This is a genomic window from Archaeoglobus sp. UBA230 (genome assembly GCA_002507545.1).
Lineage (GTDB): Archaea > Halobacteriota > Archaeoglobi > Archaeoglobales > Archaeoglobaceae > Archaeoglobus.
Map to the genome: position 1 here is coordinate 12,082 of DAVR01000004.1, position 23,259 is coordinate 35,340.

At 46.4% G+C, this 23,259-nt stretch carries 43 protein-coding genes and 1 tRNA gene; 17 read left to right on the plus strand and 27 right to left on the minus strand.

Annotation, left to right across the window (positions count from 1 at the left end; genetic code table 11):
• The 18 genes from BP688_RS01175 to BP688_RS01260 form a co-directional block, all read right to left on the minus strand.
• Nucleotides 1–153: a hypothetical protein gene (locus tag BP688_RS01175; protein WP_290623175.1), complete on the minus strand. Its 153-nt coding sequence runs from the start codon at nt 151–153 to the stop codon at nt 1–3.
• Complete coding sequence (locus BP688_RS01180) at nt 150–551, minus strand: hypothetical protein (RefSeq protein ID WP_290623177.1); 402 nt, start codon at nt 549–551, stop codon at nt 150–152. The genes BP688_RS01175 and BP688_RS01180 overlap by 4 nt, the downstream gene beginning before the upstream one ends.
• On the minus strand, nt 548–2,752 hold the full coding sequence (locus BP688_RS01185) for a hypothetical protein (RefSeq protein ID WP_290595827.1): 2,205 nt from the start codon (nt 2,750–2,752) through the stop codon (nt 548–550). The genes BP688_RS01180 and BP688_RS01185 overlap by 4 nt, the downstream gene beginning before the upstream one ends.
• Before the next feature lie 18 nt (nt 2,753–2,770).
• Nucleotides 2,771–3,772 carry a hypothetical protein gene (locus tag BP688_RS01190; RefSeq protein ID WP_290595829.1) on the minus strand — a complete coding sequence of 334 codons (1,002 nt, stop codon included), beginning with the start codon at nt 3,770–3,772 and terminating at the stop codon, nt 2,771–2,773.
• A gap of 10 nt (nt 3,773–3,782) precedes the next feature.
• Entirely contained in the window at nt 3,783–3,905 is a 123-nt protein-coding gene (locus BP688_RS01195; protein ID WP_290595830.1) for a hypothetical protein, read from the minus strand.
• A 314-nt stretch (nt 3,906–4,219) separates the two neighbouring features.
• On the minus strand, nt 4,220–4,378 hold the full coding sequence (locus BP688_RS01200; RefSeq protein WP_290595832.1) for a hypothetical protein: 159 nt from the start codon (nt 4,376–4,378) through the stop codon (nt 4,220–4,222).
• Nucleotides 4,379–4,408: 30 nt separating this feature from the next.
• On the minus strand, nt 4,409–4,633 hold the full coding sequence (locus BP688_RS01205) for a hypothetical protein (RefSeq protein ID WP_290595833.1): 225 nt from the start codon (nt 4,631–4,633) through the stop codon (nt 4,409–4,411).
• Nucleotides 4,634–4,641: 8 nt separating this feature from the next.
• The gene (locus BP688_RS01210) at nt 4,642–4,956 is read right to left on the minus strand and encodes a hypothetical protein (RefSeq protein ID WP_290595835.1); all 315 of its coding nucleotides are present in this window, start codon (nt 4,954–4,956) and stop codon (nt 4,642–4,644) included.
• A complete protein-coding gene (locus tag BP688_RS01215) occupies nt 4,949–5,650 on the minus strand; it encodes a helicase HerA domain-containing protein (RefSeq protein WP_290595837.1) in 702 nt (233 codons plus the stop codon). Before BP688_RS01215 ends, BP688_RS01210 begins: the two co-directional genes overlap by 8 nt.
• Nucleotides 5,651–5,695: 45 nt before the next feature.
• Complete coding sequence (locus BP688_RS01220; RefSeq protein WP_290595839.1) at nt 5,696–6,268, minus strand: hypothetical protein; 573 nt, start codon at nt 6,266–6,268, stop codon at nt 5,696–5,698.
• Nucleotides 6,265–6,495, minus strand: coding sequence for a hypothetical protein (locus BP688_RS01225; RefSeq protein ID WP_290595841.1), 231 nt, complete (start codon nt 6,493–6,495; stop codon nt 6,265–6,267). Before BP688_RS01225 ends, BP688_RS01220 begins: the two co-directional genes overlap by 4 nt.
• Complete coding sequence (locus BP688_RS01230) at nt 6,479–6,664, minus strand: hypothetical protein (RefSeq protein WP_290624475.1); 186 nt, start codon at nt 6,662–6,664, stop codon at nt 6,479–6,481. Before BP688_RS01230 ends, BP688_RS01225 begins: the two co-directional genes overlap by 17 nt.
• Nucleotides 6,665–6,675: 11 nt before the next feature.
• Nucleotides 6,676–7,338 carry a hypothetical protein gene (locus BP688_RS01235; protein ID WP_290595843.1) on the minus strand — a complete coding sequence of 221 codons (663 nt, stop codon included), beginning with the start codon at nt 7,336–7,338 and terminating at the stop codon, nt 6,676–6,678.
• A gap of 95 nt (nt 7,339–7,433) precedes the next feature.
• Nucleotides 7,434–7,817, minus strand: coding sequence for a type II toxin-antitoxin system VapC family toxin (locus BP688_RS01240; protein ID WP_290595845.1), 384 nt, complete (start codon nt 7,815–7,817; stop codon nt 7,434–7,436).
• Complete coding sequence (locus BP688_RS01245) at nt 7,804–8,019, minus strand: antitoxin VapB family protein (RefSeq protein WP_290595847.1); 216 nt, start codon at nt 8,017–8,019, stop codon at nt 7,804–7,806. Before BP688_RS01245 ends, BP688_RS01240 begins: the two co-directional genes overlap by 14 nt.
• Before the next feature lie 73 nt (nt 8,020–8,092).
• Nucleotides 8,093–8,293: a DUF2283 domain-containing protein gene (locus tag BP688_RS01250; RefSeq protein ID WP_290595849.1), complete on the minus strand. Its 201-nt coding sequence runs from the start codon at nt 8,291–8,293 to the stop codon at nt 8,093–8,095.
• A complete protein-coding gene (locus BP688_RS01255) occupies nt 8,290–8,562 on the minus strand; it encodes a DUF4258 domain-containing protein (RefSeq protein WP_290595851.1) in 273 nt (90 codons plus the stop codon). The genes BP688_RS01250 and BP688_RS01255 overlap by 4 nt, the downstream gene beginning before the upstream one ends.
• The gene (locus BP688_RS01260) at nt 8,559–8,846 is read right to left on the minus strand and encodes a hypothetical protein (RefSeq protein WP_290595853.1); all 288 of its coding nucleotides are present in this window, start codon (nt 8,844–8,846) and stop codon (nt 8,559–8,561) included. Before BP688_RS01260 ends, BP688_RS01255 begins: the two co-directional genes overlap by 4 nt.
• An 80-nt stretch (nt 8,847–8,926) precedes the next feature.
• Between BP688_RS01260 and BP688_RS01265 the strand changes: the two genes are divergently transcribed.
• The 6 genes from BP688_RS01265 to BP688_RS01290 all read left to right on the plus strand — a co-directional run bounded on the left by BP688_RS01265 (nt 8,927) and on the right by BP688_RS01290 (nt 10,980).
• The gene (locus BP688_RS01265; protein WP_290595855.1) at nt 8,927–9,211 is read left to right on the plus strand and encodes a hypothetical protein; all 285 of its coding nucleotides are present in this window, start codon (nt 8,927–8,929) and stop codon (nt 9,209–9,211) included.
• Entirely contained in the window at nt 9,208–9,450 is a 243-nt protein-coding gene (locus BP688_RS01270; protein ID WP_290595857.1) for a ribbon-helix-helix domain-containing protein, read from the plus strand. The genes BP688_RS01265 and BP688_RS01270 overlap by 4 nt, the downstream gene beginning before the upstream one ends.
• Nucleotides 9,451–9,562: 112 nt before the next feature.
• On the plus strand, nt 9,563–9,934 hold the full coding sequence (locus BP688_RS01275) for a hypothetical protein (protein ID WP_290595859.1): 372 nt from the start codon (nt 9,563–9,565) through the stop codon (nt 9,932–9,934).
• Nucleotides 9,931–10,059: a hypothetical protein gene (locus tag BP688_RS01280; RefSeq protein WP_290595861.1), complete on the plus strand. Its 129-nt coding sequence runs from the start codon at nt 9,931–9,933 to the stop codon at nt 10,057–10,059. Before BP688_RS01275 ends, BP688_RS01280 begins: the two co-directional genes overlap by 4 nt.
• On the plus strand, nt 10,049–10,414 hold the full coding sequence (locus tag BP688_RS01285; RefSeq protein ID WP_290595863.1) for a hypothetical protein: 366 nt from the start codon (nt 10,049–10,051) through the stop codon (nt 10,412–10,414). The genes BP688_RS01280 and BP688_RS01285 overlap by 11 nt, the downstream gene beginning before the upstream one ends.
• A 5-nt stretch (nt 10,415–10,419) precedes the next feature.
• On the plus strand, nt 10,420–10,980 hold the full coding sequence (locus tag BP688_RS01290) for a hypothetical protein (RefSeq protein ID WP_290595865.1): 561 nt from the start codon (nt 10,420–10,422) through the stop codon (nt 10,978–10,980).
• A 7-nt stretch (nt 10,981–10,987) separates the two neighbouring features.
• Here BP688_RS01290 and BP688_RS01295 read toward each other — a convergent pair whose 3' ends face one another.
• Nucleotides 10,988–11,248: a type II toxin-antitoxin system RelE family toxin gene (locus BP688_RS01295; RefSeq protein WP_290595867.1), complete on the minus strand. Its 261-nt coding sequence runs from the start codon at nt 11,246–11,248 to the stop codon at nt 10,988–10,990.
• On the minus strand, nt 11,245–11,457 hold the full coding sequence (locus BP688_RS01300; RefSeq protein WP_290595869.1) for a hypothetical protein: 213 nt from the start codon (nt 11,455–11,457) through the stop codon (nt 11,245–11,247). Before BP688_RS01300 ends, BP688_RS01295 begins: the two co-directional genes overlap by 4 nt.
• A 53-nt stretch (nt 11,458–11,510) precedes the next feature.
• Here BP688_RS01300 and BP688_RS01305 point away from each other — a divergent pair, with 53 nt between their 5' ends.
• From BP688_RS01305 to BP688_RS01330, 6 genes are all read left to right on the plus strand, one after another.
• Nucleotides 11,511–11,687 (plus strand): hypothetical protein, encoded by a 177-nt coding sequence (locus tag BP688_RS01305; RefSeq protein ID WP_290595871.1) that lies wholly within the window; start codon nt 11,511–11,513, stop codon nt 11,685–11,687.
• 4 nt (nt 11,688–11,691) lie between these two features.
• Nucleotides 11,692–11,889: a hypothetical protein gene (locus BP688_RS01310; RefSeq protein ID WP_290595872.1), complete on the plus strand. Its 198-nt coding sequence runs from the start codon at nt 11,692–11,694 to the stop codon at nt 11,887–11,889.
• Nucleotides 11,890–12,120: 231 nt separating this feature from the next.
• Complete coding sequence (locus tag BP688_RS01315) at nt 12,121–12,636, plus strand: hypothetical protein (RefSeq protein WP_290595874.1); 516 nt, start codon at nt 12,121–12,123, stop codon at nt 12,634–12,636.
• Complete coding sequence (locus BP688_RS01320) at nt 12,633–12,833, plus strand: hypothetical protein (protein WP_290595876.1); 201 nt, start codon at nt 12,633–12,635, stop codon at nt 12,831–12,833. The genes BP688_RS01315 and BP688_RS01320 overlap by 4 nt, the downstream gene beginning before the upstream one ends.
• Nucleotides 12,830–12,967, plus strand: coding sequence for a hypothetical protein (locus BP688_RS01325; RefSeq protein WP_290595878.1), 138 nt, complete (start codon nt 12,830–12,832; stop codon nt 12,965–12,967). Before BP688_RS01320 ends, BP688_RS01325 begins: the two co-directional genes overlap by 4 nt.
• Complete coding sequence (locus BP688_RS01330) at nt 12,967–13,185, plus strand: hypothetical protein (protein WP_290595880.1); 219 nt, start codon at nt 12,967–12,969, stop codon at nt 13,183–13,185. The genes BP688_RS01325 and BP688_RS01330 overlap by 1 nt, the downstream gene beginning before the upstream one ends.
• A 282-nt stretch (nt 13,186–13,467) precedes the next feature.
• On the opposite strand, the gene BP688_RS01335 is transcribed toward BP688_RS01330, so the two are convergent.
• The 6 genes from BP688_RS01335 to BP688_RS01360 form a co-directional block, all read right to left on the minus strand.
• A tRNA-Thr gene (locus tag BP688_RS01335) sits at nt 13,468–13,540 on the minus strand.
• Between the two features lie 36 nt (nt 13,541–13,576).
• Complete coding sequence (locus tag BP688_RS01340) at nt 13,577–14,101, minus strand: nicotinamide-nucleotide adenylyltransferase (protein ID WP_290595882.1); 525 nt, start codon at nt 14,099–14,101, stop codon at nt 13,577–13,579.
• A gap of 25 nt (nt 14,102–14,126) precedes the next feature.
• On the minus strand, nt 14,127–15,998 hold the full coding sequence (gene iorA, locus BP688_RS01345) for an indolepyruvate ferredoxin oxidoreductase subunit alpha (RefSeq protein WP_290623181.1): 1,872 nt from the start codon (nt 15,996–15,998) through the stop codon (nt 14,127–14,129).
• A gap of 99 nt (nt 15,999–16,097) precedes the next feature.
• Complete coding sequence (locus BP688_RS01350; protein WP_290595886.1) at nt 16,098–16,493, minus strand: aconitase X swivel domain-containing protein; 396 nt, start codon at nt 16,491–16,493, stop codon at nt 16,098–16,100.
• On the minus strand, nt 16,490–17,320 hold the full coding sequence (locus BP688_RS01355) for an aconitase X (RefSeq protein ID WP_290595939.1): 831 nt from the start codon (nt 17,318–17,320) through the stop codon (nt 16,490–16,492). The genes BP688_RS01350 and BP688_RS01355 overlap by 4 nt, the downstream gene beginning before the upstream one ends.
• Before the next feature lie 151 nt (nt 17,321–17,471).
• Nucleotides 17,472–17,714, minus strand: a complete 243-nt coding sequence (locus BP688_RS01360; protein ID WP_290595888.1) for an aconitase X — start codon at nt 17,712–17,714, stop codon at nt 17,472–17,474.
• 232 nt (nt 17,715–17,946) lie between these two features.
• Between BP688_RS01360 and BP688_RS01365 the strand changes: the two genes are divergently transcribed.
• From BP688_RS01365 to BP688_RS01380, 4 genes are all read left to right on the plus strand, one after another.
• On the plus strand, nt 17,947–18,594 hold the full coding sequence (locus BP688_RS01365) for a 50S ribosomal protein L1 (protein ID WP_290595890.1): 648 nt from the start codon (nt 17,947–17,949) through the stop codon (nt 18,592–18,594).
• Entirely contained in the window at nt 18,595–19,617 is a 1,023-nt protein-coding gene (locus BP688_RS01370) for a 50S ribosomal protein L10 (RefSeq protein WP_290595891.1), read from the plus strand. It begins immediately after the preceding gene.
• A 16-nt stretch (nt 19,618–19,633) separates the two neighbouring features.
• The gene (rpl12p, locus tag BP688_RS01375; protein WP_290595892.1) at nt 19,634–19,954 is read left to right on the plus strand and encodes a 50S ribosomal protein P1; all 321 of its coding nucleotides are present in this window, start codon (nt 19,634–19,636) and stop codon (nt 19,952–19,954) included.
• 213 nt (nt 19,955–20,167) lie between these two features.
• The gene (locus BP688_RS01380; protein ID WP_290595893.1) at nt 20,168–20,371 is read left to right on the plus strand and encodes a histone family protein; all 204 of its coding nucleotides are present in this window, start codon (nt 20,168–20,170) and stop codon (nt 20,369–20,371) included.
• Nucleotides 20,372–20,396: 25 nt separating this feature from the next.
• On the opposite strand, the gene BP688_RS01385 is transcribed toward BP688_RS01380, so the two are convergent.
• Nucleotides 20,397–21,098, minus strand: a complete 702-nt coding sequence (locus BP688_RS01385; RefSeq protein ID WP_290595894.1) for a glucose-6-phosphate isomerase family protein — start codon at nt 21,096–21,098, stop codon at nt 20,397–20,399.
• 74 nt (nt 21,099–21,172) lie between these two features.
• Between BP688_RS01385 and BP688_RS01390 the strand changes: the two genes are divergently transcribed.
• Nucleotides 21,173–23,239 carry a DEAD/DEAH box helicase gene (locus BP688_RS01390; protein ID WP_290595895.1) on the plus strand — a complete coding sequence of 689 codons (2,067 nt, stop codon included), beginning with the start codon at nt 21,173–21,175 and terminating at the stop codon, nt 23,237–23,239.
• The last annotated feature ends 20 nt before the right edge of the window (nt 23,240–23,259 follow it).

Sequence of the window (23,259 nt, forward strand, 5' to 3'; positions counted from 1 at the left end):
TCAACCACCGTTGTTGTTGAAAATAAGGCGATGCTGCGGACAGGCTTTGAACTCCGCCTTGATCTGCGTCAGCTTCGTGTAGATCTTGATCAGGAGCAGGTACTGCCCGGTTATGGCCCCCAGAAGCCCGGTTATTACGGCTCCGTCCATCATCTCCTCTTCCCCCTTAACCTTTCATAGACAAACAGACCGCCGAGCAGCAGGATGAGCAGCATGGCAACGCCGCTAAGGGTCTGAGTAGCCTTCTTAACGTCGCTAAAGCCAAATCCTTTCCTTATTCCTTCCCCTACCTCTTTCGTACCTTCTGCAATTCCCCTCGTTGCCAGGTATGTGCCAGCCCCTATCCCACCACCAATAGCGACGGGATAGGCTGCGTACTTGGCAAGCTTTGATCTTGCAACCTTGCTGCCCATCTCTATCGTGATTCTGCGGACCTCTCCGCCGGCATGACCGAGCTTCCTAAGCATCCCTTTGACGTCCTTGACGCCTTCAACGGCCTTAGCCTCCTTTATCGATTTAACAGCCTCGACAAGACCGCTGTAGAGGCTCATATTCCCACCTTCTTGTGCAGCTTCTTCTTCGCAAACAGATAGTAGCCTCCTGCAATTGTCAGACCGGCGAATCCGAGAACGGCAGGGAAAGCCAGGCCGTGCTTTCTCGCCTCCTTGAAAACTCCACCTACAACTGGAATGTCGTCAAGGATCCTCGTAAGGTCTTGGGCCGCATACTCGACAGGAGCAAAGAACTCACCATAAGCAGGCTCGAAGTACCTTCCTTCTCCTGCATACTGCTCGTAGCCTGCAGGATATTCTCCGTACTGGCTGTAGTACTCGTTAAGGGCATCCTGCAACTCCTTCATTATCTGGTCATAGAGTTCCTGGTAATCGTTATCATCGATGTAACCCTGGCTGTAAAGCTGATTCAGGTAGTTCAGATAGTCCTCCAGATAAGCAATGTAGTCCTGCAGGCTGAGCATTCCCTTCTCGTACTGCCTGTTCAGCTCCTCAAGGTAGCCGTTGACGTAGTCGTAAAGCTGGCTGATGTATTCATCATAGCTCATCATTCCTTGAACGTAGGCATTGTAGAGTTGATCCAGCATCTGCTGTAGGTAGGCAAGGTAGTAGCTGAGGTATTCGTCAACAGGCATTTGACCGTTGTTGACCATGTTCTCGTACTTCTTCAGCTTCTCCTCAAGCTGCTTGATGTACTCGAGTAACTCTTTCTCCCTTTCCTCGGCCTCTTGGAGCTGACCTTTTACTGCAGAGTACATCAAAGCAGCTCCACCAAGTCCAACCGCCGCATACGTAGTTGCCCCTTTCAATGCACCTCTCAGCTTGCTAAGCTTTCCACCCTTGCTCACAGCCTCGATCTCCCTGCTCAGCTTCGCTGATTTTCCAGCTTCTTCAAGAATGGTTCCGGCTGTCTTGATCTCTCCTTTAAGCGGCTCGGTGAACCTCGCCACTTTTGCCTCCTCGAAGGCCTCGACGCCTTTAACCGATTTGAAAGCTTCTTCAGTCTTCGTCAGTTTTGGAAGTTCAGGAGCTTTCTTGAACTTCAGAAACTTCGGCTCTGGCTTGAATCTGGGCTTGAACTCTGACAGCTTGAATTCGGGCTTGAATCTTGGCTTGAAATGCGGTAGTTCTGGTTTCCTCAGGAACTTACCGTAGTAAGCTTCAAGCTCAATTGGAACTTTGGGTTTTATGTCTGGAACTTTGAAATGCGGCATCTCCGGTAGCTTCAATCCCTTCTCAAATTTCAGGGCTTCAAAACCCTTAAACAAACCAGAAAACTTTCCCATCTCCTCACCACCTTTCAGAACCTTACCAACTTCTCCAGCTTCGGAAACAATCTTTCCAGCTTTTCCGATCTCTTTGGCCATCTTTCCGGCTTCCCCGACGACCTTTGTTCCCTTAAGTGCAGCTTTCAACCCCTTGACCCCTGCATAACCCAGTCCAGCGGTAAGAACACCTGCACCAATAGCAAGAGCATCAACCCCTGCCCACAACCAGTCCTCCAAGTCAAGCTCGTTCATCCTGCCGGTCAGAACCTTGTTGGTAACGTTTGCAAGATCGAGCGGCAGAGCAACGTCTGCAGCTGCGGTTCCTGCAAAAACTCCTGCTCCAGCCCCTGCCCTAACAACATCTCCCTTCTGGAACCCCTTAACGGCTTCGGAAGCTCCAATCTCGTAAGCTTTGTTCCTTGCTTCGATGACGACATCAATCGGGTTCTGGACTGTGAAAGGCTTTTCCTTGGTCTCCACTGGCAGCTTGACTTCCGGAATCTTAACCTTCTTTGCAGCCTGCACTAAACTAACAGGAAGCTTGATCTCCGGCAGCTTAAACGGTTTTGTTTTTGGGACTGGTTTTCTTACCTCAGGAGATTCGTAACTCCTCCTTGCCCTTTTGTTCAGATCAACCCCTGCCTTTCTCAAAGTGGAGGTTCCATGCTTCCTGTAGTATGCTCTTTTTGCTGCATCGCTTTTGTGGACTTTTGACAATCTTCGGATTCTTGTGGGAATGTGTTTTCTTGTCGGTGCGGCTTGCGGAGGTTTTCTCACCTCAGATTTGTCTGCTCTACCTCTCGGATATCCAGCAGCCTTCTGAATATCTTCCATTACTTGTCTTCCGATCTGACTCCATTTCTGCGGACTTACAGTTTCTGCTATTGCTGAAACTCCTGAACTGATAGAACCGGCTACGCTGGAAAAAGCTGAGCTAACTGCTGAGCCTACAGAGCTGAGCCAGTCGAACATAGCTCTGAAAAATAAAAATTAGGTGGCCTCTACCAATGCCCTTTCCACAGCGTCGAACGTCTTGGTGTTCACGACATACTCGACGCTGATGTAGCGGACTTTTCCTCCGCTGGAACTCTTTATTGCAAGCTGATAGTCACCTTTGTTGAACTTCCAGGCTCTGATCCCGTAAACGTCGTTGGTTATCTCTGCCCCATAGTCTATTATCACAACGCCGCTTACTGTAGAGATTGGTCGGTAGGTTTTCATGTTCAGGTCAGCAAGCGTTTCGAAGTCGCAGGTGTAAAGCTCCCTTCTGTCAGGTGTAGTAACCACTATGCCGATTTTGTCCGGCGTAACCCCTCCAAGAGTATCGCTGTTATCATACACCTGAATGACTGCCCTTCTCAGCAAAGTTCCAGTTGGCAAATCCAAGAATTCTCTTAGTTCCTCCGATGCATCGAAAGACTTGGTTATGGCCACAACCTTAGGTTCAGCAGCATATTCGAGGTTAGCTCCATAGTTGTTGACAAACTCCTGTGGAGTCATCACGTTCTCTTCCAGCGTAATTGTGACTTCAACAGAGTCAAGGGTAACGTCTGTGTAAACCGAGGTCTCGAAATCCATCGAAAGTTCGAGGCTGTTCTTTGCAACCGCCAAAATATCGCCTTGATCAAGAACGAGCACGAAGGTAACATTTTCTGAAGCTCCTGTAGCAATTGTCTTGCTCATCCCTGGGTAAAGCATGTTCTGGAAGTTCTCCATTTCGTAAAGCATCCCCATGTAGTCGTAGTAATTCATAATTCCAACGTCAAGGCCGTTAAGCGCATAGTGAACTGTATTTCCATCACTGACAACCCTTATTTCGCTAATAGCCTTAAGAATGTCTTGGTATGGAACATTTACCGAAGATGCTCCTCCATTTGTCAAAGTCATTGCCACCTTAAGAATTATCTTGTCTATAACTGCATCTCTCGGCAGGTTCACCTTCTTGCTGTTCAGGGTTATTTTCTCGGCAAGAGTTCTCTTTTTGGAGTACATGGCCATCACCTCACAGCTTAAGCAGTTTCTTCACCTTGCCAGTGATGTCAAATGCCCCTTCGATGAAGACGCCTATAGCGACGGGCACGACAACGCTGATCGCTTTCTTAATCCCCTTCTCCACGTCTATCATCCTTCATCCCTCCTCAATTCTTCTCAGGGTTCCATAGTGCTCCAAGAGTTCTGAACGCTGCAACTGCAGCCGCAGCCCAGAAGGGGCTGCATCCTATCAGCCCGACAACTACTGCCCAGTCCATACTACCACCCAAAAGAGAAAATAGGTCAGGAGTTTATAAATGGGTAGTGAGGATTCATTATGAGGCAAGCCGGTTTTTTGATGTTTCGGTGTTACTGACTCCTGCAGGATTCCTCATAGGTCCTGGAATCAAAAGCCGAGAAGAATTTTTATCGCTGCTTCAAATCTTACGATTGGTAAAATCGGTAATATCAATTCTTATTGCGAAAGTAGAACTCAATTAGAAATCGGATCACCTTATCGTAGCTGAGCCTCTCGTCTGCAGGACCTTTGATGTCTTCAGCGATTTGATCAAGTTTCTTCCTGGTCAGGTTGCGGACGGAAATCTGGCTCCAGCCTTTAACAGGCACAATAAAATTCGGTTTGAAAATTTATAAGAGTTACTTCTTCCTTCTGGATGGATTGGGCTTATTCCTGTAATGCGGCCTGACGTAAACTCTCTTGCCGTTTACTGTTCGGTAGTGACCTCTGACGAAGGTTGCCTTCTCTGGAACCTTGACAAATCTAACTTTCTCAGGCTCGATAAGATATATGTCGTAATCTCCAGTCTCCAAAGCCTCTTTCAGCAACTTTTCCAGTCTTTTTTCTTCTATTTCAATATCCATTAATAGGTTTATGAGTACCGTCTCTTAAAAAGTCTTCTCTCAACCTTGGTGGAATCTCTTGCCGTCTTAAGCCTGAATTCATGCTTTCCCGTTTTTTCGAGGAAGACGGTAAGATATCTTCCGCTGTATGGATGTTTAACTATCGCTACCCAGTCTTTTCCTTTTTTAAGCCTAAGATAGATCTTCTTCCCCTCAGCAAGGGCTGTTATAACTTCGTCAATCCTTACATTATGCTTCGCTATGTGGTTGATGATTCTGTCAGTATACCAAATCTCCAGTTCTTCAACTTTTACTCTGTAAATCCTCGGTTTTCTCCTACCCATAATGCCTCGTCCTCCTCCTTATCGCCCAGCTCGGGATGATCCTGATCTCTCCGCTTGCATGCTCAAACTCCAAAACATCATAGCGTTGCAGCTCCCTGTTGAGATGTTCAAAATCAGGAATCATACTGCGAATGTACTTGACATCCTGTGGAATTGTCCACTTGAAGATGTAGGTTCTGCTGCAATTGGACCAGATGATTTTCGGAAAGTCCTGAATTCGCTGGGTGATATAGACAGGGTTAATCCTGTATTTTCTGCCTACTCTGGCAAGCAGTTCGAGGGTTTTGTCAGGAACGTAGGGATGTTTCTGGTAGTAATGGGCCTCCTCGATGAACACCACAACCGGATTTCTTGCTGCAAACAGGACATCTAACAGGGTCTTGTAGTGCTCGATAAGGCTGCTTACTCCATTCCTGCGAAGGAAACCCTCGGTAGGGATGACGAGAAGGGGATTCTCCATCTCCGCAACCTTCCACCAGTCGTAGGTCAATCCTGGCTTTATCTTGAGCAGTTTAACCCTGCGTAAAGCTATGAGACCTATGTGGTTCTTCGGATCGGTGTCAAGGATGATCCACTTGCGATCTTGCTCATACAACTGCTCCGCAAGCCAGCCGACGAAGTAGCTTTTGCCACTGCCCGTGATGCCAGCTACCAGCCAGCGGAACTGCTCTGGGAATGTTACCGCTGTGTCCATCCGGCCACCCCAAGGAATCCCCAAGGATAAATAAATTGTAGCTGATTAAATTCCGGCGAAGCTCTCATATTGGAGCCTTTTGGCTATCGGCGGCAGCTCTTCGTTCTGCTTCATCTGCTCCTGCTTCTCCTTCTCCGCCTCTCTGGCTTTTTCTCTGAGTTCTTCTTTCTCCTGGACTGGCTTCGGTTTTGGTTTACGGTCCTGCTTCTCAGCTTTAACCTCAGCCTCCTCTTTCTGCTTCTTCCAGAAAGCCATAATCGTCGGGATGTAGGCGAAGCCCAGGCCTGCGATGCCGAGCAGTAAAGCAAGTTTCGGGTCGTCGGGCAGGTCTCCTTCGGGCAGATAATGCCAGAAGGCTTTGTTGAGAAAAGGTCGGCTGAAGTTCTCATATATTGCCATGTTCGGCTCCGGCAAACCTTGCGATTTGCAGAACTCAACCGACTGTTTGACTGCCAGGTCGAGAAGAGCTATGGCTGGATGGTCCTCTTCTGGAATCTTTTCTGGCTTCTCTTCTCCGGCCTCTTCAGCTTCTGCATCCTCTTTCTCTTCGTCGGTTGTGACTTTCAGGATGATGTCATCTGTTATATCCTTGCTTTCGAATTCGAGCTCGTCACTCATCTAATCGCCTCGTCCCATCTTGGGGCTTTGCCAATTGCCTCGTTACTTTCCAGCCTTGCAATGCTCTCCAGCCTCTCCAACTTCTCCGCTATTTTCCTCGGCAAGTTCTCCGGTTTTAAGTTATCAATCAGGTCCGACGATTTTTCCTTTATTTCATCATCTCGATGAGCTAAAAGTTCCAGAAGCTTCTTGATCTCATTCTCATCAAACTCAATCACGATCTTCATACTCCACCTCCTTAATCAGAAACTGGATCTCGTAACCCTCAATCAGCAGCCTGCCCTTGATCTTCTTCTCCTTCTGCCACTTCTCCTTCAGCTCCGTGTTCTCTAAGAGCTGCTTTATCGAGTCGAGAACCGCTGCAGCAGCCTTCAGCTCCTTCAGCATAGCTATCACCGAAAAGCCATTCAAACAAGGCCCGGTATTGCTCCTCCGAAATCTGGCTCCTGTTCCTGTTCTGGCTGCCTTTCAGAAGCTTCTCGGCACTTTTTGCTCCCCAGGCTGCTAAGAAACCAGTATAGCAGGCCGAAGATGAAAATTGCTGCTGCTATCCAGAGGAGCCAGCTTCTGGATTTCTCTTCCTTCTTGCTTTTCTTTTTGAGCTTCTTGTCCTCGTCTTCGCTGATCAGCTCGTCAATGGCTTCATCGTCGAGCTCGATGATCTCATCGTCGGTTTTTCTCCTCGGCTTTTTCTCCTGCTTTTTTCTCTTTTTCTCCTCCCGTTTTTCTATTCTCTTCTTCTCTTTTTCTACGCTATTCTCCTGTTTTTCTGCAGAAAAACCGTTATTCTCCTCGGTAGAATAGCCGGAATAGGCTGGAATAGACGTATCTGAATCAGCTGCTTCCTCGTCTTCGCTTATTCTATGGCTGTTCTTAGTATTCTCCTGTTCTTCTACCGTGGAATAGCCGGAATAGGCATCGGATTCAAGAGCTGTTCGATAGCTGCCACATACTGGGCATTTCCTCTTCTTCGCATCGAGCTTTCTTACCTTCCAGCGGTTACCGCATTTTAAACAAATGGCGAAGACGCCAGAATCGTTTTCCGTTTTTCCATTCTCTTCTCCTGGCATAAATTAGGAAGTAGTTCGTCAGTATATAAAGGGGTAGTGAGGATTCATCATTAAGCAAGGGCGGTTTTATCTTTCACGATTTGCTGAAGTAGGTCTCAGTAATTCACGACTTCAAGCCCCTTGATTCTGCTGAAGTGTTCATCTCTGGTTACGAGCTTCAGACCGTGTTCAATTGCAACGGATGCTATCAGCACATCGACCAAGTTGATTTCCATGCCCTTCTCCCTTAAATGTCTCTCCACCTCGACAGCAATTTTTGCCGAGTTAAAAGAGAAGGGCAGTATATCGATGTTTTCGAGCATTTCAAGAGCATCTTCAAATTCCTTTTTCCTACCTACCAATTTGGGCCCTCGGATCAGCTCCCATGCAGAGATAGACGTCGTGAACAGTTTTGAATCCCGAATTTTCTTGTAGGTTTCAATTGCCCTCTTCTTCCCTTTCAGCAAGTCCACTAAAAAGGTTGTTTCAAGACAAAACATGCCTGTCAAACTCCTTTCTGCCTTCAAGTATTACCTTCTCGATCTCATCTCCAGAATCCTTCCATTTCCCTGCAAATTCAAGTAGGTCTTTCTTCTTTTTAGTCAGCCTGATTATGACGTCACTGAAGCTTTCCCCTTTTCTTTTCTCCTTTTTAAGTCTCTCATAAGCTTCAAGGGTGATAGTGATAGTTTTGGTTGGCATACAAGTTTATGTTTACATTTACGTTTATTAAGCTTATCCACTGAACAGATACCACTCAGCGTAGTCCAGCAGCTTATCTCTTGGCGATCTCCACAACCTTGAGGATCTCGGAAACGATGTGCTTTCCAGCCTGCCAGATCTCGATCCCCATAATTTCTCCGTTTTCCCCAAACTCGATGAAGATGTCGTCATCTACTTCTTCGGTGTCCTTAACCTTCCCATCCTTTATGAGGATGTAGAGGATGTCCGCTTCGGGGTCGTATCTAACTTTCATAATCTTACCCACCTGCCCTTTCTTATTCTATTTTCAACAATATTTAACTTTGAGGTCTGGATAACGGAAATGATTCTGAGAGGTCTGGAAGGGGCGTACACCACGATAAGATGTACATCACCAACCTTTTTCACCGCAACGAGGTTTCCCTTATCAGCATCAAACAAAACATCATCCGGATCTTTTACGGCATTAATAACATCCTGTTCGGGTATTTCTCTTTCCTGGAGTCTTTTTCTGGCATGATCGGTGAACTTAACCTCGGTCATATCAGGTCCTCTTCACCTGCATCTATTTCCTTGAGTAGGCGTTTCTTCTTCTCCTCTTCGCTCCATGATTCGAATTCGGCGGCGATTTCTTCTGCAGGTTTCTGTTTAGATTTTAGTCTACCTTTGGCTTCGTAATCCTTGTATAGGTTAATTACAGCAATTTGCAAAAGCTGAGATATAGATTTGAAATCTCCTGTAGACATCAGCTCCTCCAGAATCCTCTTAGTGTATCCATCCAACCAGAGCTGAGCTCGATCACCTTTGATCACGAATTTTTGCTTCATATCTTACCACCACCTATGACGTATCTCATAACGTTATATCTAACCAAAACACTTAAATGTATTTAGTTGTAAGTAACGTTATGAGTGATGTAACAGAAAGCGTTAAAATTGAGGGGCGAAGAGTGAAAGTGCAAGTATACCTGACGGAAAGGGAGTACAAAGCCTTCAAAGAGGCTCTTGAGAAATCTGGCAAATACTATAGCATGAGTGATGCGATAAGGTATTTTGTCAGGCGTTTTATTGACGAAATCGAGAAAGAAGAAGCCAAAAAGAGACTTTCAAAGTTCCTCAGTAATAACAACGGCAGCAGTTTTGTAGACGCAGATGGAGATGTGGAGGTTTTTGAAGGAGGTGATTCGGCTTGAACGGCTCCGTTCTGAAGTGGCTGCGGAAGCAGAAGATGGTGGTGTCCTTCAAGACGACTATGGATCGCCTGTATCTCCTCGACGAGCTGGTTGAGCAGGGAGAATTCAAGAACCGAAGCAAAGCCATAGAGGCTGCAATAGACCTGCTTCTGAGACAGTATTATCCTGAGCTTGGCGAGAATGCGAGGTTGGGGGATTTTGTAAGGGCGGATTTGCTTGTTGAAGGAGGTGAAGCATGAAGCTTGTCATGCGAATCTACTGCACAAAGCCCGACTGTGATCGCAGCGTCAACAGCTGCATTTGGGGCGGTTGTGCCTGTGAGCATGCGAGGTTCGAGGAGGCTGATGCCTGATGGCTGAGCTCAGGCAGTTCTACCAGGTTTACAGGGATGCAGAGAACTTCTTCAAGCTTTTTGGCCTGGAAAAGTCGATATTCGCAAGAGAGCCAGAAGAGCCACCAGCCTACGCAAAGATCTACGCCGCCATTTTCAATGTCCTGGCAGCGGAATCAGTCTTCAAAGGTGTTCAGGCAGATAACCACCAGATCAGGATTCTGATGGAGGATGGCATAGAGGTAAAGGTTACCAGGATCGGAAGCTGCTGGAGCAGAGCTTTCATCCAGGTTTCAGCAACGAACATGCTCCGAGCTGCTCAGATCATGGACTCGATTCTCAAGGAAGTCAAGGAAGTGTTTGAGGAGGACGAGGAGGCTGATGTCGAATGAAGCCATGGGAAAAGTGGCAGAACCCTTTCAGAGTCCACAAAAGACCTCATGAGAACCTGAAACGCCCTTCGTGTCATCCGAATGATGCCAAACTAACCCAGTTTGGTGATTGGGATGCTGATTGAACAGGTCCGCAGCCTTGACGAATTCAGGATGATTGTAAATCCAAGGTACAGGATCCACTACATGATCGAGTTTCTCAGCAGCTTAGACCCGAACGGAAAGATGGCTGTCCTTTTCAAACTCCAGGGATTTTCAAAAGTTTACTACATCGATGATGAGCCAGCTATCCACATCGTCGAGTACACCACAATGTTCAGTGTCTCATGGCAGGATAAGGCCGTGATAAGGCTGATGGAGAAAAACCCAGGGATGAGGACCACTGAAGCGATGACAAAGGTGCTCGAAGAGAAAGCTAAGGAGTTCCTGAAGATTGCGGAGGAATTCAACGCTACAGAAGGCCAGTACATCTTAGGGTGATCTAAATGGACACCAGGGCCAAGCACTTCCGCAATGATTACCAATTTTTTCAAAGGTTTGGCGAAGTAATTAACAACCTTATCAAGGCCCACATAGCAATACAAAAGATAGGAAAGAGCCATGAGGAGATAAAGCGGCTGAACGACGTGGAAAGCTTTTACACGGGAGTTATAGGGGAGATCGGAAGGAGCATGGAACTCAGTTATCTTATCGATCGGGCAGTGGATGAGTACAAGCTTGGCAGTCCTTTCATCACAGACATTGACAGGATCGTCAGGATAGACGATGAGATTAAAGCGATCTTCGAGATCAAGCATACCACCAATGGGAAGGATGTTCTTATCAAGTACAACCATTACAGGACTTTGAAGGAGATCCAGAATGCCTTTGACGTGCCAGTTTATTTTGTTGTGAAGCATGAAGGCTGCTGGTACCTGAAACCTCTCAGAGATGTTTACAGTTTTGCCAAGAACGGGCGATACTGGGAGAAGAGGCTTAAACTCTCAGAGATGCTGAAAATGGGCCAGGCGAGGTTCGTCGAGGTTCTGGCGGATATTTTGAGGTGATGCGATGCTAAATCCGCTTGTAAACCCTACCCCTCCTATCCACCTTGAAAACTACAACAACCCTCTTTCGATCGTTCACAGTGTAAAGGATCCTGTAGTCGCCGACTCTGATCTTGAAAGCGTCCTTGTGACCTCTGAGCTTAGAGGCTTTGACAGAGTAGGGATTGACGAGTTCAGAGAGCTTGGCTTTAATCCTCTTGACGTCTTCCTCCGGTATCCTCTCAAGGAACCTGATTACCTGTGGATGCAGGAAAACGCTGTAGCTCATCTTAGCACTTCATCCAGTTTCTCAAGTGGAACGAAATCGGAAAAATCGCCTTTCTCGATCTTCTCCTTGACCTCCTTCAGTAGCTTCTCCTCTTCGGGTGTCAGAGTCGAGTCAACAATGTCTTCAATGAGTTCCTCGATGTGCTCGAGTTTCCGCTTGATGTCTCTGAGTTCTTCGAGGATGTCAGAAAGGGAGATCGTTTCTTGCATACAGGATGTTGGTCTGGAAGTTGATAAAGGTTGCCTCGGTTTGAGGTGATTGGATGCAGCACACATACAGATTCTGGAAGTGCTCTGCCTGCCTCGTCAGGCCCTGCTTTTTCGTTACGATTGATGACATGGAGCCGATGGAATGTCCACTTTTTGGAACTCCAGAATGGGAGGAGATCAAGCCACAGAATACAATCAGGTGGATTGCCAAGGGGATAAACGGAAGGTGATAGAATGGACTATCCCCTGAACTACATGGATGAGCTGTTTGGCCTCTTAATCGCCCTGGATAGACAGGTAGTACAGGAGAACTGGAAACAGGCCTACGTTATAGCCCGTAAACTGCATTTCAAAGTCTCTGCAGTGATGGATTCCATACAGTTGCAGATGCTCAAGGAAGATGAACTTGAACCTGTAAGGGGTCAGGGATGACATTTTTATACAGTTCTGGGAATGTTTACGAGAAAGAGTATCCCTACTGTTACTGTGCTACATCTTACAACTGTATTATTATTTTTCCTACAGCTGTATTATGTAATACAACTAAGGTGTGGATATACTTTCGCGACAAAGAGATGTTTGTAATACAGTTCTGTATTAAATTTAATACAAGTATCAAGGCGTTTTCACGGGGAGATGTCTGCGTTTTATGGGGGGTTCTTGATGAGGGCTGTTTACAGTTTTGGAGTTAATGATCCTAAATTAGTTGAGGCTATTAACGCCTTCAAAGATAATGGGGGTAATCTCAGCAAACTTATCTGTAATCTACTTGAACACTACTTCTTTGGAGGAAACAACAAAGAGATAATCACAAAAGAAATGCTAAAACTCCTTGAAATCGAAAAAAGACTTAACGAGTTCTACGAATGGGCAGAAAAGATAACTCCGGAGATTCAGGAGTTAAAACAACGACTTGAAAAGAAACAAGAACAGGAAAAAATCAAAGATGAGTTACCGCTGATAAGGGAGTTACAGTTGACGGTATTCACCGACGACCTTGCGAAAACGCCGGAAGAGTTTTTTAAACGTTTTGAAGGTCGAGATAATGACTTAAGGAGGTCTGTAAAGGTGTTGTTATCCAATTGGGCTTCTGAAAAACAACTGAGCTACCCTGAAGCCGTCAACCTGTTCTTTAAGGCTTTTCCTCAGCTCAAAGAGAAGTTGGAGGGTCGATTATGAACCTTGAATCCTTCCTCCTTGGTCTGGCAGTTGGATTTATGGTTGCGTTCCGGATTCTTTGCTGGTTGAGACTTCACGACTGGGAGTATTACAGAGTACATGCAGGAAGTAGGCTTATCGGGATTCTTGCCGCATGTCGTAGGTGTGGAAAGGAAGAATGGATAATTAAACTCGGAGAGGAGGAGATGCGGAAATGAAGTTCTGGACCTACTGGCTTTTTGTATCCTTAATACTTGCAGCAGGAATGCTGATAACCAAAGATCTCGGCAGCTACGTGGTAGGGATTCTGATTGGAGCTTTTATAAGTAATCTGAAATCAAAGGTGGTCTGATGAGCCTGATTTGCCGCATCCTCGGCCACAGATTTGCAGCCCTGGCGTTCCCACCGCAGCAGCCAGACAGCCTCATCCTCATCTGCATGCGGTGCGGTTTTGTCAGAATCATCCACTGGCTTGACGGGGACTACTTCCTCGAGGATCCGGAAGATGAAGTTGAAGGGCCAGCACCTCAGCCAGAACCGCTGACGCCACCAGGTGTTGAGGTGGTTTGATTTCATCACTACCCCTTTATATACTCCTAACCACAAACATGCCACATGGAGGATGTGTCTGGACATTGTCCGGACACTGTCCGGACAGTAGAAAAAGAATCAAAAGCTGCGAAAAGCCAATTCCAGCGACGACGTCCGAGATTGCATATTACCATTTCTGAGGAGAACTACCAGTGGCTGAAGGAAAACGTCTCTAACATCTCCGATTTCGTTGATAGGCTTGTTGAGGTGGTAAAACACGGATTTGAACCTGCTACAACCCTTCAAACCCCAGAAAAGGCAAGCCGCCGGCGGGATTTGAACCCGCGACCTGGTGATTACGAATCACCCGCTCTGCCAGCTAAGCCACGGCGGCTCGTGTAGCAATTCTCACTGAGTCATAAAAATTTTGCTAATCCCTACTCGCAGCCCTTCTCAGCCTGTCAACACCATCAAGCCTGTGTATTATCTCAGCAACAGTCTTGGGAACGAGACTTTCCCATTCTTCATCCTCCAGCATCAACTTCCTTATGTAACTTCCTCTGTACTTGCTTCTGTCGAACTCTGGAGGGGATATAACTTCAAGTCCTGCATCGCTGAAAACCTGAGCTATAACGGGATTCCTTGTTATTATTGCCTTTACCTTAGGGACAAGGTTGATGATGTAAAATGCATGTCCAACATAAACGCTCATGGTTGGCACTGTGGCTGTAATGATCCTGCTTAAATTTACACCCTCTGCCTTTAAAGCCTCCCTAATCATCCATATTCTCTCCCCAGCAGTAAAGGGGTTGAGCAAGGTATGACTCTCATCTGCCATCCCAACCAGCAGAACGAGTTCATCAAAATCATCCAACGCCCATTTAACAACATTGAGATGACCAAAATGGAAAGGCTGGAACCTTCCGAATATCAGTGCCCTTGTAAGCTCAGACATAAATTAAATAAGTATTGCAAATTAATTACTTTTTCTTGGGTTTTATCGCTTTGTTCGGACATATTTTTGCACAAACTGCACAACCAACGCAGAGTGCCGAGTCAATTGCTACTTTCTCTCCATCGTAAATCAGCGCCGGACAGGCGAAGGTGTTAACACATTCCATGCACAGCGTACAGTCCTCGGTTACCGTATATGGGACTATTTTCTTGCCTTCTCTCCTTTTCGCTCTTGTCCACAGGATTGCGCAAGGCTGCCTTGCAATAACAACGGCGACACTTTCGTGCTCCACAGCCCTCCTGAGAGTGTCAATCATCTTCTTAACGTTGTATGGATTTACAACTTCAACAAATTCAACTCCACATCCCCTTACGATCTCCTCAATTTTCACAGCCTTCCCTTTTTCTCCGCATCCTCTGACACCAGTTCCCGGATGGGGCTGATGTCCTGTCATACCAGTAGTAGAGTTATCGAGGACGACGAGGACAAACTTGGCATCGTTGTAGACTGCGTTAACCAATGCTGGTATTCCTGCATGTATGAACGTCGAGTCACCTATCGTGGTGATAATTTCGTTCTCCAAAACGTGAGCAAGCCCATTGGAAGTTCCAACGCTCGCACCCATGCAGATTGTGATGTCCACACCCTCAAGTGGCTTGTTTATTCCGAGAGTGTAGCAGCCTATGTCGCTCGGCAGTGCAGCGTTTCCAAGTTCATCAACAACCCTTCTTATCGCATAGAATGAGGCAGAATGGGGGCAGCCCGGGCAGAGAACCGGAGGTCTTGGAGGCGCTTTTGCGGCTATTTTTGAAGTTACAGCCACAATTTTCTCATAGTCCCTGCTTGGTTCTATCCCAAGAGCCTTTGCAATCCCCATTTCGACCCTTGGAATGTTGTACTCGTAATTCATGGGCATGTAGCCGTTCATCTTGCCGTAAACTTCTGCAATCCCCAATGCCCTTACATGAAGCTCAACGAAGGGGTCAACTTCCTCAACAACTATAACTCTCTTCATTTGAGAGACAAAATCTTCAATCAGTTTTTCTGGCAGAGGATGCATTGAGGAAAGCTTTAGAAGGGGAAGACTGACACCCAGATTTTCCATAGCCTCTTTCGTGTAAGCATAGCTGAGACCGCAGGCAATTACACCAACGTCTCCATCTCCATCCTCAATCCAATTCATTTCGGATTTGTTAAAGTAATCCTCAATTTTGTTCAACTTTTCGAGTAGTATCGGCTTCAGTTTTCTTGCATGGGCTGGCAGAACGACGTCGGTTTCAGGGTGCTTTTCCCATCCGACTCTTTCAAATTCTTTCTCAGGGATTTTGCCAAGCTCAACAATTCCACTCGCATGGCTAAGCCTGGTGTAGGTTCTCAGAATCACCGGCAAACCGTATTTTTCGGACAAATCAAACCCGAGCTTCGAGTAATCCTTTGCCTCCTGAACGCTTGATGGCTCCACAACTGGAAGCTTTGCTGCTTTTCCATACCATCTATTGTCCTGCTCGTTCTGGCTGCTGTGCATGGTTGGGTCATCGGCTGTGACAAGAACAAAACCACCTCTTGCTCCAACGTAAGCAAAGCTAAAAAGAGCATCTGCAGCAACATTCACACCGACATGCTTCATCGTTGCCATTGCCCTTTTTCCAGCAAGAGATGCACCAATTGCAACCTCAAAGGCTACTTTTTCATTGGATGAATATTCCATATAAAAATCCATCTTCCCTCTCAAAAGCCTGCAAGCATTGCTGAGAGTGTCAGCAATTTCAGATGAGGGTGTGCCGGGATAGGCTGCGAAAACATCAATTCCTGCCTCAATCGCCCCCCTTGCTATAGCCTCATTGCCAAGAAGAAAGACTTTTTCTCCCTCTGCATCTCTGACCACATCACTGAGCATGGTGAGAAATTGTTAAAGAGATTAAAACATTTGCCTTTGGAGGACTACACCACACTGCCAGTTTAGCTTTTTCAAAACCTCTTTGAGCGGTTCTGCCAATTACCTGCGAAGAACTTCGATAACCCCTTTTTCTCCGTCTACCCTCACAAAATCTCCACTTCTGATCTTCATAGCTTCCTTGCACTCCACGAACGGTATCTCGGCTATTATGCACCCCGTAAGAACTATATCTTCCACTTTCTCGTTTACGATTGCAAGGGGCGCTATACCCCTCTTCTTCATCGCGTAGATTGCGAAGGGGTTGTATGTGGTTCCCTTTCCCAGCGGAAATACAAGAACCTTTCCCTTTATACTCTCTCCCTCAAGCTCATGTCCTTTTTCCACAATAACACCCGTGTTCACATCAACTCCTCCGACGAAGGAGATTGGTTGTTTGGTAACGATTGCCTCACCCTCTACAACACCCTCCACAAGACCCCTGCCTTTAAGTATCATCTCAACACCTCCTCGTTTCCTTCAACAGCAAATTTGACGCAGTCTTCAAGGCTTGCAAGCCTCGCTTTTACATCAGGCGCATAATAGGCACATCTCGGCGAGTTTGTCAGCACGCAGCCGTAACCGCAGGCAGCAAATGGCGCTCCTGGACCTATGCACAGGTTACTCGTCAAAAGTCCTCCCGCTTTTTCGATTTTCTCTGTCCAGCCTGCTCTGTTGGCAACAAGCTTCACCTGTGGGGAAGTGTTGACCCAGAGCTTTACCTTCAATTTCTTCCCATCAACCATTTCTGCAATTTTCTTTACCTCATTGTAGGTGCAGTGTGGACAGCCAATCGCAACCAAATCAACATTCTCGTATTGAAATTCTCCGTAAACTTCCCTCACCTCATCCCATCCAACTGTAATCTTGTCCTCCGCCTTGTCACCCTGCAGGGCATCTTCAACGCTCCTCGCCTCCGGCGTTATGCCCACAGCGTGGAACATCGGCACCGCTCCGCTGACGTGAAGGGGTGATGCCAGCGCCCTAAGCCTCTCAAGCTCAATTTTTTCTGGAAGATTGACAAAAACAGGGATACGATCTTCCAGAACCCTTCCAAGGTAGTATGCAAGAGCCCCAATATCTGCATCGCTCATCTTCTTGAAATCCATCTCAAGTTTCACAATAACATCCCCCTTCCTGTTTTCAGGTAGATGCAGACCATACTCAGGCACCTTTCCCGTTATTGCCACTGCATAATTCGTAACAATTCCGTCCATGTTTCCCATTGCTCCCAGAACGCTGTTTGCAAAGACGACACCAGCCGATCCCGTCCACGAGAAAGTGATCGCCGGGCATCAGAAAATCACCAAGCAGATACTGAATACACGTGCCGAGGGGTATTGCGCCCATTCTAACCCTCAGCTTCATCAGTTCGTCCAGTATCTGCTTTATCCCCTCCGCCTTGCCGATAATTGTTCCAACCTCATCCCAGTGATCCTAATCCACACCCCAAGGATGAAGGGTTGTGAAGCACCTGAACCTTGCCCCACCCTTCACGAGTTTCTGGTACCATTCAATCTCCTCAATGAAAAGTCCTCCGGCAACATGCGCACTCTTGGCATCTACAAGCCTTTCGGCATTGTGTGCTTCACCAAGTTTGACGAGGATGCGCATGACGTAGCTCGTAGCTTCTCCGTATTCACCTTCCAGCATTTTTTCTTCTTCCTTTGTCAGATACATAGTGAAGTTTAATCACTAACAATATTTACCATTTTACCTTTTACTAAACAGCCCTTAGTACTACTGCAAGCATTCGTTGCAGGAGACATGACATATTATGTAAAACTTAAAATGCAAGAAGCTTTAACATCTCGCTCAACCACAATCCTAACCGATAACTTAAAATATCTCTCTCATGCCCTCATAGGAGTCCGTAGGAGGCTGCGGCCGTTGGGACTACGGAGGTGACAAGATGATAGTGGATAAAGATAAACTCGTAAAGTCAATAAAGGAAGCAGTAAACAATGCTAAGGAGAGAAAATTCGTTGAAACGGTAGAAATGGCAGTGAATCTTAGAAACGTGGACATGAAAAAGCCTGAAAACAGAATTGATGCTGTCGTAACTCTACCACATGGACTCGGAAAACCGAGAAAAATTGGCGTTTTTGCCAAGGGTGAGACTGCCTTAAAAGCAAAAGAGGCTGGAGCAGACGTCGTCATTACTCCTGAGGAGATTGATGAGCTTGCAAAAAATAGGAGGCAGGGGAAAAAACTTGCAAACTCAATAGACTTCTTCATAGCTGAGGCCCCTCTTATGCCAGAAATTGGTAGAAAACTCGGTCCGATACTCGGTCCGAGAGGAAAAATACCGCAGCCCATACCTCCTCTGGCCGATCCCAAGCCCTTCATAGACAGGCTAAGGAATTCTGTGAAGATAAGGACGAGAGACAGGCTGACGTTCCATGCACCGATAGGGAGGAAGGACATGGAGCCTGAGAAAATCGCGGACAATGCACTTGAAGTTTTAAAAGTCGTGGAGAACAAGTATGATAATCCGGCTCAGGTGGTAAAGTCGGTGTATGTTAAAACAACAATGGGTCCTGCAGTGAGGGTGGTGTAAATGGCAGCAATTAGAGGTTCACCGCCAAAATGGAAGATTCAGACTGTTGAAGAACTTAAGAAGCTGATATCATCACATCCTGTTGTCGCTATAGTCGGATTCAGAAACGTTCCTGCTGGGCAAATGCAGAAGATAAGGAGAGACTTCAAAGGAAAAGTAGAGATGAAGGTTGTGAAAAATACCCTTCTTGAAAGAGCCCTTGACGGTTTGGGTGGGGATTATTTAAAACTCAAAGAGTTTTTGGGCGATCAGATTGCGATAATTGCTGCTGATGAAAATCCCTTCAAACTTTACAGGATGGTGGAGGACACAAAGATTCCTTCACCTTTAAAACCCAACCAGATTTCACCGGTTGACGTCGTTATTGAACAGGGACCGACACCAATTCCTCCCGGCCCAATGATGGCTGAGCTTCAGATGGCGGGATTGCCAGTTGCGATTGAGAAGGGCAAGGTTGTTGTTAAGGCAACGACCACTGTTGTAAAAGCCGGAGAGGTTGTGAAGCCAGAAGTGGCAAGAGCTCTTGAAAGACTCGACATAAAGCCGATTAAGATCGGTCTTGACGTAAAGGCCGTCCTTGATTCTGGCGTAATTCTAACGCCGGATGTGCTTGCGATAGACACCGAAAAAGTGTTTGAGGACTTCCAGAATGCGTATCAGAAGGCTTTAAATCTTGCAGTGAATGCTGCCTATGTAACTGAAGAGACGGCTGAGATACTGATAATCAAGGCCTTCAACGATGCAAGGAATCTCGCACTAAATGCTGGTATCTTCGCCAAGGATGTGATGGAGGACTTGCTGGCGAAGGCTCATGCTGAAATGCTTGCCCTCGCCTCAAATCTTGGTGATGAAGCTCTCGATGAAGAGCTAAAATCCATGCTCTCTGGCTTAGCTCAGACTGTGGTTCATGCTCCGGTTGAGGAGGAGAAGAGGGAAGAGGAGAAAGAGGTAGAGGAGGAAGAGGAAGAAGAGGAGGCTAAGGAAGAAGAGGCAATTGAAGGTTTAGGAGCATTATTTGGTTAAAAGGAGGTGTTGAGGTATGGAATATGTGTATGCGGCTCTCCTGCTACACTCCGCTGGTAAAGAAATAACAGAGGACAGTGTAAAGGCTGTTCTTGAGGCAGCAGGCGTTGAAGTGGATGAGGCAAGAGTTAAGGCTCTTGTTGCCGCCCTTGAGGGTGTGAACATTGACGAAGCAATCCAGAAGGCTGCCGTGCCAATGGCTGCTGCTCCGGTAGCTGCCACTGCAGCGGCTGCTCCAGCGGAGGAGGCAAAAGAAGAGGCAAAAGAGGAAGAGGAAGAAGAGGAGGAGGCCAAGGAAGAGGAAGCAATCGAAGGTCTTGGCGCTCTCTTCGGTTAAATATAAATTTTAAATTTTTAAATATGCTTTCTTTTTGTCATTTTCATTTTTCCCCTGACCGCTTCTTGACTTGTGGGGTTAACTTTGTTTCAACTTCTGACCTTCCAGACAACATGAGATGCAGAAAATAATGTTCTGATGGAAGTTCGATAGAAAAGTATATATATACCTAATACTAAATTTTGTAACGAAAAGAGATAGGAGGTGTGTTGGATGGCTGAGTTGCCGATGGCACCGGTTGACAGATTGATTAGGAAGGCTGGGGCCGAGAGAGTAAGTGCAGATGCAGTGGAGAAGATGGTTGAAGTGCTTGAGGACTACGCATTGCAGGTTGCAAAGAAAGCTGTTGAAATTGCAAAGCACTCTGGCAGAAAGACCGTTACAGCGGATGACATTAAGCTTGCTCTCTCGATGTAAACAATTTTAACATCTATTATATTTTTTATTGAAAACACCTTTTGAACAATTCCATGTATTTCTGTGGCTTTGTGAGAAACTCGAGCTTCTTGATGTCGCTAACAAGCGAATACATGTCTCCCTGAACACCCAAGACGTTCAGGGGCCTTACAATTTTCAATTCAGGCACTTCTCCATAGTTCTCATTTTTGACCCACTTCCCGTTGATGTAGTAGTAGCAAGCACCTCTCTTTTCAGTGTAAGGTTCGTATATTGATTTGAAGTCCCTGCATACCCAGTTTGCAGTGATTAAATTCTTTTCTGTTGGATTTATTGTTACATGGCCACAGTTTGGTGGTACTATAACCACATCGCCCTCTTTCGCCACTACAGCCAAGACTTCGGCAATCCCATTTTCTTCTTTTTTCTGAATTAGAAAAAGTGCCTCACCCTCAAGAACCTGATAAACCTCTGGATACGTAATTCCATCCACGACCTCCGGGTGGTAGTGCCCGTAGGTCTTTATGCTCTCTCCTCCGATATTGTTTGGAGGGATAACTGTGTAATCGTATCTCAGCCCTGCTTCTTCTATTTTCTTCCTGTCACTCTCGTTCTTGTAGGAGTCTCTAAACATATAGTAAGCATCGAAGTCCTCCTTGAGTTTATCCGGAAAGGCAAGGACAGGCTTTAAATCTGAAGCTCTTCTCACCTCAGCACTGAATTTTTTATCACCAAAACTGAATTCCATGTTCAAATTTAAAGCCATGGATATTTAACATTTCTCAGGACAACTTTTATTTCCCAGCCGTTGATTAGGTTTCAGTGAAGGTTGAGGAGCTTTCAGAATACATTTCGAGTTACGGTGTTAGGGTACTGAAGGATGAGGGGATTGAGGAGCTTTTTCCACCTCAAGCAGAGGTAGTCGGGAAAATCTTTTCGTCCAAAAACCTGCTGCTTGCAATGCCGACTGCAGCTGGCAAAACTCTTCTCGCGGAGCTTGCAATGGTAAGAGAGGCTATTAAAGGTGGTAAAAGCCTTTATGTGGTTCCACTAAGGGCATTAGCCAGTGAGAAGTACGAGAGCTTCAAGAAATGGAGGAAGATAGGGCTTAGAATTGGTATTTCAACAGGAGATTATGAGGCGAGGGATGAACATCTCGCTGACTGCGATATAATTGTAACGACGAGTGAAAAGGCGGATTCCCTGATAAGAAACAGAGCCGGATGGATTAGAAGTATTACCTGTCTTGTTATAGATGAAATACATCTGCTGGACTCGGAAAAGAGGGGAGCTACGCTTGAGATTCTCGTGACAAAAACGAGAAAGATGAACAATACTCTGAGGATTATCGGCCTTTCAGCAACCGCTCCAAACGTTGATGAGATAGCAGACTGGCTTGATGCTGAATACTACGCAAGCGACTGGCGACCAGTCCCGCTTTATGAGGGTATTTTGTGTGGAAACAGTCTTGAGATTTTTTCAGATTATGGCTTCAGTAACTCAGCGAGAAAAAAGTTCGAAGAACTTGTTGAGGAGATCGTGGCTGAGGGAGGTGGCGTACTCGTTTTTGAATCAACGCGGAAAGGGGCTGAGAGGACTGCAGTAAAGCTCTCGGAAATAACAGGGAAGTATGTGAAGAACGAGTGGATAGAGAGAGTTTTACTTGAAGAAAACGAAGGAGAGATGAGCAGAAAGCTGGCTGAGTGTGCGAAAAAAGGTTCAGCCTTTCACCATGCTGGCCTGCTGAACGGGCAGAGGAAGATAGTAGAGGACGCTTTCAGGAATGGAGACATAAAGGTGGTGGTTGCCACACCAACGCTTGCAGCAGGGGTTAATCTGCCTGCCAGAAGGGTAGTAATCAGGAGCATCTACAGATTTGACGGTTTTTCGAGGAGAATAAAGGTTGCAGAATACAAGCAGATGGCTGGCAGAGCTGGAAGGCCGGGGATGGATGAATATGGAGAGGCAATTCTCTGTGTGAGTGCCAGAGACAGGGAGATGGCAGTACAGAGATACATTTTCGGCGAACCTGAGAACATTACATCAAAGTTAGGAGTTGAAACCCATCTCAGGTTTCACAGCCTTTCCATCATCTGTGACGGCTACGCCAAGACAATTGAAGAGCTTGAGGACTTCTTTGCTGACACCTTCTTTTTCAAGCAGAACGAAATTTCACTCAGCTACGAACTTGAGAGAGTTGTCAGGCAGCTCGAAAACTGGAAAATGATCAAGGAGGAAGATGTTCTGGTGCCGACAAAACTTGGAATGCTCGTCTCAAAGCTCTACATTGACCCACTGACTGGTTTCATATTCCATGACGTTCTGAGTAGAGGGGAAGTTAGCGATATTGGAGCACTGCACCTGATATGCAGAACTCCAGACATGGAGAGATTGAGTGTGAGAAAATCAGATTCTTGGGTTGAGGATGAGGCTTTCAGGCTGAGGAATGAGCTCACATACTATCCATCTGACTTTTCGGCTGAATATGACTGGTTCCTTTCGGAGGTGAAGACTGCTCTCTGTCTTAAAGACTGGATTGAGGAGATGGATGAGGACAGAATATGCGAGAGATATTCGATAGCCCCAGGCGATCTGAGGAGGATAATTGAGACTGCAGAATGGCTCAGCAACGCAATGAGCAGAATAGCTGAAGAGGTCGGGAACAACAGCATCGCTGGTCTGACTGAGAGGATAAAGTATGGTGTGAGGGGTGAGCTTCTTGATCTGGTGAGGGTAAAATACGTGGGCAGGGTGAGGGCAAGGAAGCTTTACGATGCAGGGATAACAAACTTGGAGGACATCATCAAAAACAAGGAGAGGGTTGAGAGACTGATAGGGAAAGGCATAGCTGCGAAGGTTTTTGAGCAGTTGAGGGCGTTAAGTCTATAAACCCAACTGACGGATCCAAC

What these genes read in the sequence shown, in the direction of transcription:
- BP688_RS01175 (WP_290623175.1), bottom strand. Translation starts at nt 153, where the DNA reads ATGATGGACGGAGCCGTAATAACCGGGCTTCTGGGGGCCATAACCGGG.
- BP688_RS01180 (WP_290623177.1), bottom strand. Translation starts at nt 551, where the DNA reads ATGAGCCTCTACAGCGGTCTTGTCGAGGCTGTTAAATCGATAAAGGAG.
- BP688_RS01185 (WP_290595827.1), bottom strand. Translation starts at nt 2,752, where the DNA reads ATGTTCGACTGGCTCAGCTCTGTAGGCTCAGCAGTTAGCTCAGCTTTT.
- BP688_RS01190 (WP_290595829.1), bottom strand. Translation starts at nt 3,772, where the DNA reads ATGTACTCCAAAAAGAGAACTCTTGCCGAGAAAATAACCCTGAACAGC.
- BP688_RS01195 (WP_290595830.1), bottom strand. Translation starts at nt 3,905, where the DNA reads ATGATAGACGTGGAGAAGGGGATTAAGAAAGCGATCAGCGTTGTCGTG.
- BP688_RS01205 (WP_290595833.1), bottom strand. Translation starts at nt 4,633, where the DNA reads ATGGATATTGAAATAGAAGAAAAAAGACTGGAAAAGTTGCTGAAAGAG.
- BP688_RS01210 (WP_290595835.1), bottom strand. Translation starts at nt 4,956, where the DNA reads ATGGGTAGGAGAAAACCGAGGATTTACAGAGTAAAAGTTGAAGAACTG.
- BP688_RS01215 (WP_290595837.1), bottom strand. Translation starts at nt 5,650, where the DNA reads ATGGACACAGCGGTAACATTCCCAGAGCAGTTCCGCTGGCTGGTAGCT.
- BP688_RS01220 (WP_290595839.1), bottom strand. Translation starts at nt 6,268, where the DNA reads ATGAGTGACGAGCTCGAATTCGAAAGCAAGGATATAACAGATGACATC.
- BP688_RS01225 (WP_290595841.1), bottom strand. Translation starts at nt 6,495, where the DNA reads ATGAAGATCGTGATTGAGTTTGATGAGAATGAGATCAAGAAGCTTCTG.
- BP688_RS01235 (WP_290595843.1), bottom strand. Translation starts at nt 7,338, where the DNA reads ATGCCAGGAGAAGAGAATGGAAAAACGGAAAACGATTCTGGCGTCTTC.
- BP688_RS01240 (WP_290595845.1), bottom strand. Translation starts at nt 7,817, where the DNA reads ATGTTTTGTCTTGAAACAACCTTTTTAGTGGACTTGCTGAAAGGGAAG.
- BP688_RS01245 (WP_290595847.1), bottom strand. Translation starts at nt 8,019, where the DNA reads ATGCCAACCAAAACTATCACTATCACCCTTGAAGCTTATGAGAGACTT.
- BP688_RS01250 (WP_290595849.1), bottom strand. Translation starts at nt 8,293, where the DNA reads ATGAAAGTTAGATACGACCCCGAAGCGGACATCCTCTACATCCTCATA.
- BP688_RS01255 (WP_290595851.1), bottom strand. Translation starts at nt 8,562, where the DNA reads ATGACCGAGGTTAAGTTCACCGATCATGCCAGAAAAAGACTCCAGGAA.
- BP688_RS01260 (WP_290595853.1), bottom strand. Translation starts at nt 8,846, where the DNA reads ATGAAGCAAAAATTCGTGATCAAAGGTGATCGAGCTCAGCTCTGGTTG.
- BP688_RS01265 (WP_290595855.1), top strand. Translation starts at nt 8,927, where the DNA reads ATGAGTGATGTAACAGAAAGCGTTAAAATTGAGGGGCGAAGAGTGAAA.
- BP688_RS01275 (WP_290595859.1), top strand. Translation starts at nt 9,563, where the DNA reads ATGGCTGAGCTCAGGCAGTTCTACCAGGTTTACAGGGATGCAGAGAAC.
- BP688_RS01280 (WP_290595861.1), top strand. Translation starts at nt 9,931, where the DNA reads ATGAAGCCATGGGAAAAGTGGCAGAACCCTTTCAGAGTCCACAAAAGA.
- BP688_RS01285 (WP_290595863.1), top strand. Translation starts at nt 10,049, where the DNA reads ATGCTGATTGAACAGGTCCGCAGCCTTGACGAATTCAGGATGATTGTA.
- BP688_RS01290 (WP_290595865.1), top strand. Translation starts at nt 10,420, where the DNA reads ATGGACACCAGGGCCAAGCACTTCCGCAATGATTACCAATTTTTTCAA.
- BP688_RS01295 (WP_290595867.1), bottom strand. Translation starts at nt 11,248, where the DNA reads ATGAGCTACAGCGTTTTCCTGCATCCACAGGTAATCAGGTTCCTTGAG.
- BP688_RS01300 (WP_290595869.1), bottom strand. Translation starts at nt 11,457, where the DNA reads ATGCAAGAAACGATCTCCCTTTCTGACATCCTCGAAGAACTCAGAGAC.
- BP688_RS01305 (WP_290595871.1), top strand. Translation starts at nt 11,511, where the DNA reads ATGCAGCACACATACAGATTCTGGAAGTGCTCTGCCTGCCTCGTCAGG.
- BP688_RS01310 (WP_290595872.1), top strand. Translation starts at nt 11,692, where the DNA reads ATGGACTATCCCCTGAACTACATGGATGAGCTGTTTGGCCTCTTAATC.
- BP688_RS01315 (WP_290595874.1), top strand. Translation starts at nt 12,121, where the DNA reads ATGAGGGCTGTTTACAGTTTTGGAGTTAATGATCCTAAATTAGTTGAG.
- BP688_RS01320 (WP_290595876.1), top strand. Translation starts at nt 12,633, where the DNA reads ATGAACCTTGAATCCTTCCTCCTTGGTCTGGCAGTTGGATTTATGGTT.
- BP688_RS01325 (WP_290595878.1), top strand. Translation starts at nt 12,830, where the DNA reads ATGAAGTTCTGGACCTACTGGCTTTTTGTATCCTTAATACTTGCAGCA.
- BP688_RS01330 (WP_290595880.1), top strand. Translation starts at nt 12,967, where the DNA reads ATGAGCCTGATTTGCCGCATCCTCGGCCACAGATTTGCAGCCCTGGCG.
- BP688_RS01340 (WP_290595882.1), bottom strand. Translation starts at nt 14,101, where the DNA reads ATGTCTGAGCTTACAAGGGCACTGATATTCGGAAGGTTCCAGCCTTTC.
- iorA (WP_290623181.1), bottom strand. Translation starts at nt 15,998, where the DNA reads ATGCTCAGTGATGTGGTCAGAGATGCAGAGGGAGAAAAAGTCTTTCTT.
- BP688_RS01350 (WP_290595886.1), bottom strand. Translation starts at nt 16,493, where the DNA reads ATGATACTTAAAGGCAGGGGTCTTGTGGAGGGTGTTGTAGAGGGTGAG.
- BP688_RS01360 (WP_290595888.1), bottom strand. Translation starts at nt 17,714, where the DNA reads ATGTATCTGACAAAGGAAGAAGAAAAAATGCTGGAAGGTGAATACGGA.
- BP688_RS01365 (WP_290595890.1), top strand. Translation starts at nt 17,947, where the DNA reads ATGATAGTGGATAAAGATAAACTCGTAAAGTCAATAAAGGAAGCAGTA.
- BP688_RS01370 (WP_290595891.1), top strand. Translation starts at nt 18,595, where the DNA reads ATGGCAGCAATTAGAGGTTCACCGCCAAAATGGAAGATTCAGACTGTT.
- rpl12p (WP_290595892.1), top strand. Translation starts at nt 19,634, where the DNA reads ATGGAATATGTGTATGCGGCTCTCCTGCTACACTCCGCTGGTAAAGAA.
- BP688_RS01380 (WP_290595893.1), top strand. Translation starts at nt 20,168, where the DNA reads ATGGCTGAGTTGCCGATGGCACCGGTTGACAGATTGATTAGGAAGGCT.
- BP688_RS01385 (WP_290595894.1), bottom strand. Translation starts at nt 21,098, where the DNA reads ATGGAATTCAGTTTTGGTGATAAAAAATTCAGTGCTGAGGTGAGAAGA.